This window comes from Wenzhouxiangella sp. YN1 (genome assembly GCF_056324145.1).
The window spans coordinates 153460-165000 of record NZ_JBJNIO010000147.1 but is presented as its reverse complement, the minus strand read 5'-3'; the positions used below and the strand labels follow the sequence as shown (position 1 = coordinate 165000).

The window sequence follows — 11541 nt, the reverse complement described above, 5'->3', positions numbered from 1 at the left end:
GGTGATGGCGAACGGCAGGCCAAGGCCGCTCAGCGACTTCGAAAGGCAGATGATGTCAGGCTTGATGCCGGCTGCCTCGAAGCTGAAGAAGGGGCCGGTGCGCCCGCAGCCCACCTGAATGTCGTCGACGATCAGCAAGACGCCGTGTCGGTCCAGTATGGCTGCGAGCTTCTTCAGCCACTCCATGCGCGCCACGTTGACGCCGCCTTCGGCCTGCACCGTCTCGAGAATGACGGCGGCCGGCTTGTCCACTCCCGAGCCTTCGTCTTCGAGAACCCGCTCCAGCAGCTGAAGGCTACTGTCGCTGTCCTGACCCAGGTAGCCATCGAAAGGCATCTGGGACGCATTGGCCAGCGGCACGCCGGCACCGGCACGCTTGCCCGAGTTGCCGGTCACCGACAGCGAACCCAGGGTCATGCCGTGGAAGCCGTTGGTAAACGAAATCACGTTCTGGCGACCAGTGACCTTGCGTGCCAGCTTCAGCGCCGCCTCGACGGCATTGGTGCCGGTAGGCCCCGGAAACTGGATCTTGTAGTCCATTCCCCGCGGCTTGAGGATGACCTCTTCGAAACGCTCCAGGAAGCGGCCACGCGCAGCACTGCCCATATCGAGGCTGTGCACGATGTGATCTTCGGCGAGGTAATCCATCAGCGCCGATTTGATCTCGGGATTGTTGTGGCCATAGTTGAGCACGCCGGCGCCGGCGAAGAAATCGATGTACTCGGTTCCGTCTTCGGCAATCAGACGCGCGCCCCGCGAATGCGTGAACACGGTGGGGAAGTTGCGTATGTAACTGCGCACTTCCGATTCAAGTCGATTGATGGTTTCAAGATGATGACTCATTTATACACTCACTAACTCAAGTTTGAATTCGGTTTGAACGGGCCGATGCGAAACAGCTCTTCGGGCTCGTGGCCGTCAGGAAAGTGTTCGGCCAGCATGAAATCACTGACCCGGCACTCAACGCCCCGGTCGCGGGCGACCCCACGAAAGAGCTTTCGAGACGCCGTGTTGTCCGGCGTCACCGAGGCTTCGAGCCAGCGCGCATCCGGGTTCTGCTCCAGAAACGCCTCCAGGAGCCGACGCGCCATGCCCTGCTTGCGCATGAAGGGCGCAACACCCACCTGCCAGACGAACACGGTGTCAGGGCGCTGCGGCGGGCGATGCCCGAGCACGAAGCCGGCCAGCTTGCCGTCGACCTCCGCGACTACGCAGGTGTCGGCAAAGTCGATACAGAACAATACATAGAAGTAAGCGGTGTTCAATTCAAGACCGCCCATCTCCCTGACCAGCTCGTACATGCGCCCACCGTCTTCGGCGCGCGCCTGGCGAAACACCGGCTGGCTCTGCGCTGACGCTTGTTCAGGCAGCGACATTGCCCACCTCGGTATCACTGTCATTGATATCGAAACGGTCGTGGAAGAGCTGCATGGCGCGCTCGACGGCGTTGCAGTCGATCAGGCAGGTCACCGCATGCTCAAAGCGCATGACCTCATGCACGGCAATCCCTTCGGATTCGAGCTTGCGACGGGCAATCTCTTCAACGCGCGCGTCGCTGCCGGCCTTGTAGCCCACTGCTGAGACGCTGGCAATCGGGCCGCTGACGACGATGCCGTGGTCGAACTCTTCGCGAATCGAGTTGGCCAGGCCCTCATCGTCGGCCAGCTGACCGATCGAGATCAGATAGCGGCCCGACTCGCCCTCGGCCAGCTCGGGCACGAAGATATCGAGGTCGTCGAGCCGATCAGCCAGCTTGGCGTGGTTGGCGGTGGCATCGAACTCGACCTGCAGCAGCTCGTCATGGCTGGCTACGCCAACGATGCGCGCGTGCTTGAGTTCGGGCTCGGCCCGCACGATGGTCTCTTCGCTGCCCTCGCCGTGCGCCTTGCGGCAAACGATGGTCACGCCGTGCTTGATGGCGTAGTCAATGGCACGCTCGTTGAGCACGCCAGCGCCGTGATGCGCCAGGGTTTTCATTTCCGCCAGACTGATCTTGTTCAGCCGCGTGGCGTCAGGCACCTTGCGCGGATCCGCCGTGTAGACGCCGTCAACGTCGGAATAGATTTCACAGCGACCAGCGCCGACGGCCGCCGCCAGCGCAACCGCCGTGGTGTCAGAACCGCCACGGCCCAGCGTGGTGATGTCGCCGTCCGGGCTCTCGCCCTGAAAGCCGGCCACAACGACGATCTTGCCCTCGGCCAGGGTCTCGAGCATGCGCTCGGGATCAACCGTATTGATGCAGGCGTTCATGTGTGAATCACAGGTCTTGACGCCGGCCTGAAGGCCGGTCAAGGACACCGCCTCGTGACCCAGGTCGTGCAGCGCCAGGCTCAACATCGAGGCCGAAGCCTGCTCCCCGGCCGCGAGCAGCATATCGAGCTCGCGATGCTCGGGATTGGAGTTGAGCTTGCCGGCACGCGCCAGCAGCTGGCTGGTGGTCTTGCCACGCGCCGACACCACAACCACAACGCCCTTGCCCGCTTCCTTGCAACGGGCAACGCGTTCGGCCACGGCCTGAAGCTGCTTGTCTTCGGCCAGCGAGGAACCGCCATATTTTTGAACGATGATTTCCATCTTTCAGATCGTCTTTGATTTGAGTGAAAAGTCTGCTCTGTTTCAGCTCTTGCCCGGGTGCATGGGCGCCAGGGCCGAGCCTTCGTCCTTGGTGTGCAGGATGTCGACCAGCGCTTCGAGGCTCTGACTGAGCTCGTCGAGCTGTTCTTCCCGCAGCCGCGTTAAGGCATCGAGCAAAGCGCCCTGCGCCGGCAAAGGTGCGGTGGCGAGCAGCTGTGCGCCTTGATCGGTCACGAACAGCTGAACCACTCGCTGATCCGGACCCTGGCGTGAGCGGCGCAGCAGCCCCTTGCCCTCGACCTTGTCGAGCAGGTTGCTGGCCGTAGCCGGCCGGATCGACAGCCGACGCGCCACCTCGGACACGCTCAACCCGGGCTTGCGGTCAACCTCCCACAGCGCCCACAACTGGGCCGCGCTGAGGCCGCACTGGCGCTCTACCCAGGCCGAATGCGCCTGAACGGCACGCACAGCCACACGAAAGTTCCGTACAACCCCCATCACGCGGGGGTCATCGGGCTCGTTCACCAGCGCGCTGCTGATCGCCGCCTCAGGCGACGATTGCGAACCGTTGGCTACCTGGTTGTTCGATTCACGGGATCTCATTTGCGGCTAATTATATGCCGAAAATCATCTTGGTGGCTAAAGATTTGGCGAAATAATATTGCCCGGCAAAAGAAATTGAAGATATATTCACAAAATCAAGGGGTTAGGAAAAGGCGCCAGGAGATTCAGCGCGCGACACCGCCGCAAAATTCCGCCGCAATTGTTAGAAACGCCCGCGCGAACGGCGACTGCCCCAGTACAGAATCAGGCCGAAACCGAACAGCATGCCGCCCAGGTGGGCAAAATGCGCCACCCCGGCCATCGTGCCGGTCATGCCGAAAAACAGCGTCAGCAGACCATAGCCGACGACAAAGTACTTGGCCTTCATGGGAATGGGCGGAATCAGCAAGACGATGGTGCTGTTGGGGAACATCATGCCAAACGCCAGCAACAGGCCGAAGACCGCCCCCGAGGCGCCGATGGTGGGATAGACATCACCGGCGAACGCGGCCACGGCAAGCTGAATCACGGCCGCGCCGATCATGCAGACGAAATAGTAGGTCAGAAAACGACGCGCACCCCACACGCGCTCGACCGGCAGGCCGAACATGTAGAGCGCAAACATGTTGAAGAACAGGTGCCCAAACCCGCCGTGCAGAAAACCGTAAGTCACCAGCTGCCACGGCACAAATCCGGTCGCCATGCTGCTGCCGTCGGAAAAGCGAATGACGTCCGGCGTTGCCAGCGGCCACAGGGCAAACAGGCGCAGCACATCCTGCATGGCCGTCATCTGCAGAAAGTACGCCAACACCGTGACTCCCAGCAGAATCATCGATACCGGGGGCGAGTTCCGGCCGCCCAGCCTGCGCATCCGGTTCATTGCAACTCCTCAATCCAGGCCTCAAGACCAGCGCGACCCTCGATGGCCCTGCCACTGCCCACCGCAGCGCGCACACGGGCCACGTCAGCAGCTGTCCATACCGGCGAATCAGACGACCAGCGCTGCTTGATATGGGTCACGATCGCGGCCACGCGGGCATCATCGATATGCTGCATTGGCGGCATGTAGCCGGCATAACGCTGCCCGACCACTTCGATCTCGCCACGCAGGCCCAGCAGGATCAGCGCCGTCAGGCCGCGGGGCGGCAGGGCCAGCCACTCGGATTCAGCCAGCGGCGGAAACGTCGGCGCACGACCCTGACCCTCCACACCGTGACAGCCGGCGCAGAAGCGCGCGTAAGCGGCCCCGCCCGGGGTCTGATCGGCCTCTGGCCCGGAGCCGTCACCGCAAGCGACCAGCAACACCGCAAGCAGCAGTGCCGCAATCGGCAGCGGTTTACAATGCAAGTTGCGCGGCAATTGGCTTATCCTTCCTGTCATGTCCATCAACTGCGTTACGGTTTACGCTGCCTCCAGCCAGGCGCTGGACGCCGCCTATCTCGATGCTGCCGAGCGACTGGGCCGTCACCTCGGTCGCGCCGGGCTGCGCATCGTCTACGGCGGCGGCAGCACCGGCCTGATGGGCGCCATGGCCGATGGTGCGCTGGCCGAGGGCGCTGAGGTCCACGGCATCATCCCCGAGTTTCTCACGCGTGTCGAGCGCGGGCACCAGGGGTTGCACCAACTTGAAGTGGTTGCCGACATGCGCATTCGCAAGGCCCGGATGCTGGAGGAGGGCGACGCCGTCGTCACGCTGCCAGGCGGCTGCGGCACCTTCGAGGAGCTGTTCGAGGCCATGACCCTGAAGCGCCTGGGCCAGTTCCTGGGACCCATCGTGCTGGTCAACACCGGCGGATATTATGATCGCTTGCTCGAATTCCTGCATCAAAGTGTGGACGAGCAGTTCATGAATCCGGCGCATCTGGGCGTGTGGCAGACGGTGTCCGAACCGGAGGATGCGCTGGCGGCGGTACGTGACGCCAGCGCCTGGTCCGGTCGCGACGCGCTCGACACGGCGGCGGTGCAGCGCCCCCGATGAGCGCACCCAGCCACAGAAAAGTGGGCTTTGCCGCCGGCCTGCGCTGGCTGGCGACGGCGGCAGAGCTGCTGCTCGCCGGCCTCGGGCCGCTGTCCGGCCTGGCCGCGCTCTGGCTGCTGATATCGATGCTGGCCGTGGTCCCGATTCTTGGCCAGCTGGCCATCATGCTGATCACGCCGATGCTGACCGCCGGCGCCATCGTGGCCGTCAGCCAGGTGTCGGCGGGTCGACGGCCTGCGCCCGGCCTGCTGTTTGCCGCCTGGGGCCGACGTGATCTGCGCACGCGTCTGCTCGCGCTGGGAGTCTTCGGGATAGTGGGCGCCATTCTGGCGATGATGGCGGTGTCCGCCTGGCTGGCCAACCAGGTGTCCATCGATCAGATCCAGGCGGCCCAGCAATCGCCCGACGCCATGGCCGGGCTGCTCGAGCAAGTCACGCCGGGTCCGCTGCTGCTGGTCGCAGCCGGCATTGCCGCGGTGGTCATGGCCGCGCTGTACTTTGCCATTCCGCTGGTGCTGTTTCACCGCATTGGCGCCATCGCCGCCCTGACCGCCAGCCTGCGCTCGGTAGGCGCCAACTGGGCGGCCTTCCTCGGCTTCGGGCTGGCCGTCATCGGCCTGTGCATCGCGCTGGGATTCCTCTTCGGGATCGTCATGCTGCTGCTCAGCCTGGCCATGGGCAGCGCCGGGCAGGCCGTCGCCCAGATTCTGCTCATGCTGGTGGCCATGCTGTTCCAGGTGCTCATGGCCAGCTGCCAGTGGGTCGCCTTCTGCAGCGTGTATGGCTCGCCTCTCGCAGGCCGCGAAGACGGGCCGGGCGACAGCGGTGGCCAACTGCTGGCCTGACCGCCGAGTCACGGCGCGTCGTCGGGCTGATCCGGCTGTCGCACCAGAATACGCGCGGCGATGATCCCCAGCTCGAACAGCGCCAGCACCGGCAGGGCCAGCAGGGTCTGCGAGATCATGTCCGGCGGGGTCATGAACATGGCCACGGTAAAGGCGCCGATGACGACATAGCCCCTGATCCGGCCCAGCGCCTCGGGCGTGGTCACGCCCAGCGCAACCAGAATGATCGTGACCACCGGCACCTGAAAGGCGAGCCCGAAACCGATGAACAGCGTCAGCACGAAGTCCAGATAGCGGTTGATGTCGGTCATCATCGCCACGCCTTCGGGGGCCATGCTGGCAAAGAACGCGAACACCACCGGAAAGACGACGAAATAGGCGAAGGCGCAGCCGACGAAGAACAGGCCCACGGCCATGCCCAGAAGAGGGCGGGCCAGGCGCTGCTCGTGGCGATACAGCCCCGGCGCGACAAAGGCCCATACCTGATAGAGCACCCAGGGCATGGCGATGAACACCGCCAGAATCAGCACCAGCTTGAAAGGCGTGAGAAAAGGCGAGGCCACGTCGACGGCAATCATGCTGCCGCCTTCGGGAAGGTGGCGCACCAGCGGCGCAGCCAGCACGGCATACAGCTGGCGGGCGAAGGGCACCAGCAGCAACAGCACCACAACCACCCCGGCCACCGCCCGCAGCAGGCGGCTGCGCAGCTCGACCAGGTGATCGATCAGCGAAAGCTCAGGATCGGTCCGCGTTGTCTTCTCGCTCATGCCGATCCTTGTCTCCGGGGTCACCGGGCTTGTGGGCCCGCTCTGCCTCGAGGATGCGACGGTTGTGGTCGCGGTCCATTTCGTCCTGAAATTCGGATTTCAGGCTGGCCCAGGCGCCGCGCGCGTGCCCAGCCCAGCGCCCCACGGTGCGGGCCACCTCGGGCAGGCGCTGCGGGCCGACCACCAGCAGCAGAATCAGGGCCAGCAGCAGCAGCTCGCTGACGCCAACACCGCCCACGGATCAGCGCTCCTGCTTCGAGGCCGATTCGCCCTGCGCCTGCCCCTCATCGTTGCGTGCCGCCTGCGACTCGGTGGCGTCAGACTCGTCCTTGTCTGGCGCCTCGCTGCCGGACTCGCCCTTGTCGTCCACCCCCTTGCGAAACTCGCGGATGGCCCCGCCGAGGTCGCTGCCGATGTTACGGATACGCTTGGTTCCGAAGACCAGCAGCACAATGAGAAGAATGATCAATATCTGGGGCCAACTGATACCAGGAATACCCATGCGTCTGACCTCTGGTTCGGGGCCGAAGTCGACCCGTTCGGGGAAACCGTCAGTTTATCAGCTTGCTGCCAGGCGGCGAAGCGGCGCGTACGCCAGCGCCAGCATCAGCGCCCCGAACAGAGCCAGAACCCCGGGGGAAAGCACCGGAACCGGGTGTGCCTGATCGTCAGCGCCAGCACCAGCGTCATCGCCATCGCAGCTGCCGGGGCCGGTAATGGCCAAAGATTCGATGCCAACGATGGTTTCGGCCACGGGCGTGGCCTCACCCGTTGCCGGGTCGATGCGCAGAATTTCGCTGGGCAGCCTGTCGGTTGAAGGCGGAATGCTGTTGCGGTCGGTAATGGCCCACAGCTGGCCGTCTTCATCGGCGGCCAGCCCGGCCTGAATGTAGGGACTCGCCCCGGTCAGGGGGCCGATCAGCTCAGCGGCCGGCAGTTCAGTATCGATCTCGTAGAGGTTGGGTGTCAGCGCATTGCCCTGATCATCAGTGCCCAGGCCGATCCCGAACACGCGCTCGCCGATACTGGCCATATCCACGATCGCCACCCCCAGGCTGCCGATGGAAGTCAGCTCACCGGTTTCCAGATCAGCCCGGTAAAGCTCCTGCTTGCCCGATGATGAGATCAGCAGGTCGCCTCGGCAGGTGAACGTGAGACCGAAATCCATATGGGCGCCGGCCGGGACCCCCATATTGCCACGCGAGCCGCCAACGGGCGCGGCGTTACCGGTTTTCGTACTGATGCGAACGAGCGTGTCTTCGCTGTCATCGGCGCCGTAGAGTCGCCCTTGCGCATCGAACCCCAACCCCTCGATATCGATGAAGTAATCGCGCCCGGTCCAGCCCACATAATCCGCCTTGCCGGTGGCCAGGTCGACTGCCCACAAGGCGGCCACTCGTGAGTTGTCGAGATCATAACCCTTTGAATTGATGGCATAACCTGTCGGAGCTGCCCACGCGGTCGCGCTGGCGGCGAAAGCAACGGCCAGAGCTACACCTTTCCACCATGGAAGCGTGCAGACGCGCATTGGCTTTTATTTTCCTGTTACTCCGACGGCGCCCATGTTAGCAGAGTGCCCGGACGCTGTCCGCAGGCGGTTGTCGACAGCCGCCGACCGCCCGCCCCAGCCGGGCGCTACTTCAGCGCCGAACGGCTGACCTCGAGCTCGTTGACAAGCGCTTCGGGCACGCGGTCGCCGAAGGCGTCGAGGTGCGCACCCACCGCCTTGAGCTCCTCGCGCCACTCGGCCGGATCAACGGCCAGAAGCCGCTCCATGTCCGGACGCTCGTCGAGGCCTTCGAGGTTGAGCGAGGCGATATCGGGAAGATGACCCACGGGTGTCTCCACCGCGTCGGCCTCGCCGCGGCAGCGCGCGATGATCCACTCGAGCACGCGCATGTTGTCGCTGAAGCCCGGCCAGATGAAACGGCCGTCCTCGTCACGACGAAACCAATTGACCTGAAAGATCTTCGGCGGCCGGCTGAGCTTGTTGCCGACCTCGAGCCAGTGCGCCCAGTAGTCGCCGAAGTGATAGCCGCAGAACGGCTTCATGGCCATCGGATCGCGCCGCACCACGCCGACCTGACCGGTGGCCGCTGCGGTGGTTTCAGAGGCCATGCCGGCACCGACAAGCACGCCGTGGGACCAGTTGCGGGCCTCGAGCACCAGAGGCGCCAGGCTGGCGCGCCGGCCACCGAAGATGATCGCGTCGATCGGCACACCGTCGGGATTCTCCGCCTGCTCGGAATAGCTCGGGCAGCGTTTGATCGACACGGTAAAGCGTGAATTGGGGTGCGCCGCCGGGCCGTTCCGGTCATCGAAGGGGCGGCCCTGCCAGTCCCGCGCCGGCTTGCGGTCATCCAGGCCTTCCCACCACGGTTGATTGTCTTCGGTCACCGCCACGTTGGTAAAGATCGTCTCGCGATCCAGCATGGCGAGCGCGTTGGGATTGGTCTTTTCGCTGGTACCCGGCGTGACCCCAAAGAAACCGGCTTCGGGATTGATCGCCCACAGGCGACCATCGGCGCCGGGCTGAAGCCAGCAGATGTCGTCGCCCACCGTCCAGACCTTCCATCCCTTTTCCCGATAGGCCTCGGGCGGAATCAGCATGGCCAGATTGGTCTTGCCGCAGGCGGAAGGAAACGCACCGGCCACATAACGGATCTCGCCGGCGGGATTCTCGATGCCGACGATCAGCATGTGTTCGGCCAGCCAGCCTTCGCTGCGAGCCTGATAGCTGGCGATGCGCAAAGCGTGGCACTTCTTGCCCAGCAAGGCATTGCCGCCGTAGCCCGAGCCGAAACTCTGAATGCTGAGCTCCTCGGGAAAGTGCATGATGTAGCGGCGATCGGGATCCAGCTCACCGGTCGAGTGCAGGCCCTTGACGAAAGTGCCCTCGCGCTCGATCCGGGCCAGCGCCTCGCGGCCCATGCGCGTCATCAGGCGCATGTTGGCCACCACGTAAGGGCTGTCGGTGATCTCGACGCCGCAGCGCGAAAACGGCGACTCGAGGGGCCCCATGCAGTAGGGCACCACGTACATCGTGCGCCCGTCCATGCAGCCGGCGAACAGGCCCTTCATCAGCGCCTGAGCCTGCGCTGGCGCCATCCAGTTGTTGTTGGGGCCGGCGTCTTCCTCACGCTCCGTGCAGACGTAGGTCAGATGCTCCACGCGAGCGACATCCGACGGGTCGGAGCGATGCAGGAAACAATCGGGATGCGTTTCGGGATTGAGGCGCTCCAGATCGCCGGACTCGAGCATGACCTCGATCAGCTTCCGGTTTTCCGCCTCGGACCCGTCACACCAGTGAACCCGGGCCGCACGGGTTTGTTCAGCAACCCGGTTGACCCACTCATTGAGCGCTTGCAGTTTGGATGACATTGGAACGCCAGTTTTCGTGAATGACCAAGGCCCGGCAGATTAGCGGCTTGTGCCGCCGGAATCAATCCATCTGCATCGGATTATCCAATGCTCGAGCCGAACATGTATGGCAGACCCAATAATCAGCGACCATTGCCCTGCAACTCGAAGCGCGCGAGCTTGCGTTCGAGGTCGGCCAGGGGCGGTCGGACATAGCCGGGCAAGCCGTCCTCACCGTAGGCCGGATAAGCCTCGCCGCGGATCAGCGGAGCAAGGTAGGCACGGCACTCCGGGGTAATGCCGAAACCATCGGGACTGATGAACGTGGGCGGCATTTTCTTCTCGCGGTTGGCAATCTCCGACAGCGGCGCCGCCTCGACCCGCCAGCGATACGGCTCATCGCTGGAGCGCTTGATGACCGGCATCACGCCTGACTTTCCAGCGATCGCGAGCTCGACGGCCGCCTCGCCGACCGCACGCGCATGCGCCAGATCCGTTGCCGAGGCGATATGGCGCGCCGAACGCTGCAGATAATCACAGACCGCCCAATGGCACTTGTAGCCGAGATCAGCCTTGACCAGGTCAGCGATCATCGGCGCGACGCCACCGAGCTGCTTGTGACCGAAGGCGTCGGTAGTGCCGGCGTGGGCCAGCAAGCTGCCATCGGCCGTACGCGCCCCCTCGGAAACAACCACCGAGCAGTAGCCGTTCTCCGCCACCGAGCGACGAACGCGCGCGCTGAATTTTTCGCGGTCAAAGGGCACTTCTGGAAACAGGATCACCTGCGGCGGGTCACCCTGTTCGCGGGCGGCCAGTCCGCCGGCCGCAGCGATCCAGCCGGCGTGGCGCCCCATGACCTCCATGATGAAGACCCTGGTCGAACTCGAAGCCATCGCCATCACATCAAGGCTGGCCTCCAGAATGGACACTGCCACGTACTTGGCGACCGAGCCGAAGCCGGGGCAGTTGTCGGTCACCATCAGATCGTTGTCGATGGTCTTGGGAATGCCGATGCACTGCACGGGAAAGCCCAGCCGGTCACCGATCTGCGAGATCTTCCAGGCGGTGTCGGCCGAGTCGTTGCCGCCATTGTACAAGAAGGTGCCGATATCATGCGCCCGGAAAACCTCGATCAGGCGCTCGTACTCGCGCTGGTTTTCGTCAATCGACCTGAGCTTGTAGCGACAGGAGCCGAACACGCCCCCGGGCGTGTGATTGAGCGCCGCCAGCTCCGGCTCGCCGAGCTGGGCGGTGTCGATCAAGCGCTCCTCGAGCGCGCCGATGATGCCGTCCCGGGCTGCCAGCACCCGACCAACACGACCGCCGCTGGCACGCGCGCGCTCGATCACCGCCGCGGCCGTGGCATTGATGACCGGGGTCACCCCGCCGGATTGTGCGTAGAGGATGTTTTTTCCGGACATGGCGAGCTGCTCGGGATCGAAGCCTGCTTCAGAGGATAGCGAATCCTCGCTGT

Annotated in this window: 14 protein-coding genes (1 of these 14 only partly in view); 2 read left to right on the top strand and 12 right to left on the bottom strand. The window is 64.1% G+C overall.

Annotated features, from left to right (window positions below; genetic code table 11):
• The 6 genes from ectB to ACEWQZ_RS08040 form a co-directional block, all read right to left on the bottom strand.
• Window positions 1-843: the 5' portion of a diaminobutyrate--2-oxoglutarate transaminase gene (ectB, locus tag ACEWQZ_RS08065; protein ID WP_476482568.1), read on the bottom strand. The gene continues 444 nt to the left of window position 1, outside the view; the window shows 843 of its 1287 coding nt (coding positions 1-843); its start codon is at window positions 841-843; the stop codon falls past the left edge of the window.
• Window positions 844-854: 11 nt separating this feature from the next.
• Window positions 855-1376, bottom strand: coding sequence for a diaminobutyrate acetyltransferase (gene ectA, locus ACEWQZ_RS08060; protein ID WP_476482567.1), 522 nt, complete (start codon window positions 1374-1376; stop codon window positions 855-857).
• Entirely contained in the window at window positions 1363-2574 is a 1212-nt protein-coding gene (locus tag ACEWQZ_RS08055; RefSeq protein ID WP_476482566.1) for an aspartate kinase, read from the bottom strand. The genes ectA and ACEWQZ_RS08055 overlap by 14 nt, the downstream gene beginning before the upstream one ends.
• Before the next feature lie 42 nt (window positions 2575-2616).
• Window positions 2617-3177, bottom strand: coding sequence for a MarR family winged helix-turn-helix transcriptional regulator (locus ACEWQZ_RS08050; RefSeq protein ID WP_476482565.1), 561 nt, complete (start codon window positions 3175-3177; stop codon window positions 2617-2619).
• 163 nt (window positions 3178-3340) lie between these two features.
• A complete protein-coding gene (locus tag ACEWQZ_RS08045) occupies window positions 3341-3997 on the bottom strand; it encodes a rhomboid family intramembrane serine protease (protein ID WP_476482564.1) in 657 nt (218 codons plus the stop codon).
• Entirely contained in the window at window positions 3994-4476 is a 483-nt protein-coding gene (locus ACEWQZ_RS08040) for a c-type cytochrome (RefSeq protein WP_476482563.1), read from the bottom strand. Before ACEWQZ_RS08040 ends, ACEWQZ_RS08045 begins: the two co-directional genes overlap by 4 nt.
• A gap of 19 nt (window positions 4477-4495) precedes the next feature.
• Here ACEWQZ_RS08040 and ACEWQZ_RS08035 point away from each other — a divergent pair, with 19 nt between their 5' ends.
• Both ACEWQZ_RS08035 and ACEWQZ_RS08030 read left to right on the top strand, forming a co-directional pair.
• Complete coding sequence (locus ACEWQZ_RS08035) at window positions 4496-5095, top strand: LOG family protein (RefSeq protein ID WP_476482562.1); 600 nt, start codon at window positions 4496-4498, stop codon at window positions 5093-5095.
• Window positions 5092-5940, top strand: coding sequence for a BPSS1780 family membrane protein (locus ACEWQZ_RS08030; RefSeq protein WP_476482561.1), 849 nt, complete (start codon window positions 5092-5094; stop codon window positions 5938-5940). The genes ACEWQZ_RS08035 and ACEWQZ_RS08030 overlap by 4 nt, the downstream gene beginning before the upstream one ends.
• An 8-nt stretch (window positions 5941-5948) precedes the next feature.
• On the opposite strand, the gene tatC is transcribed toward ACEWQZ_RS08030, so the two are convergent.
• The 6 genes from tatC to ACEWQZ_RS08000 all read right to left on the bottom strand — a co-directional run bounded on the left by tatC (window position 5949) and on the right by ACEWQZ_RS08000 (window position 11488).
• Window positions 5949-6707, bottom strand: a complete 759-nt coding sequence (tatC, locus tag ACEWQZ_RS08025) for a twin-arginine translocase subunit TatC (RefSeq protein ID WP_476482560.1) — start codon at window positions 6705-6707, stop codon at window positions 5949-5951.
• Window positions 6676-6945 carry a Sec-independent protein translocase protein TatB gene (tatB, locus tag ACEWQZ_RS08020; RefSeq protein WP_476482559.1) on the bottom strand — a complete coding sequence of 90 codons (270 nt, stop codon included), beginning with the start codon at window positions 6943-6945 and terminating at the stop codon, window positions 6676-6678. Before tatB ends, tatC begins: the two co-directional genes overlap by 32 nt.
• A 3-nt stretch (window positions 6946-6948) precedes the next feature.
• Window positions 6949-7176: a twin-arginine translocase TatA/TatE family subunit gene (tatA, locus tag ACEWQZ_RS08015; protein ID WP_476482558.1), complete on the bottom strand. Its 228-nt coding sequence runs from the start codon at window positions 7174-7176 to the stop codon at window positions 6949-6951.
• A gap of 90 nt (window positions 7177-7266) precedes the next feature.
• Window positions 7267-8235, bottom strand: coding sequence for an NHL repeat-containing protein (locus ACEWQZ_RS08010; protein WP_476482557.1), 969 nt, complete (start codon window positions 8233-8235; stop codon window positions 7267-7269).
• Window positions 8236-8342: 107 nt separating this feature from the next.
• Entirely contained in the window at window positions 8343-10088 is a 1746-nt protein-coding gene (locus ACEWQZ_RS08005; protein WP_476482556.1) for a phosphoenolpyruvate carboxykinase (GTP), read from the bottom strand.
• Window positions 10089-10210: 122 nt separating this feature from the next.
• On the bottom strand, window positions 10211-11488 hold the full coding sequence (locus ACEWQZ_RS08000) for a 6-phosphofructokinase (RefSeq protein ID WP_476482710.1): 1278 nt from the start codon (window positions 11486-11488) through the stop codon (window positions 10211-10213).
• Between the last annotated feature and the right edge of the window lie 53 nt (window positions 11489-11541).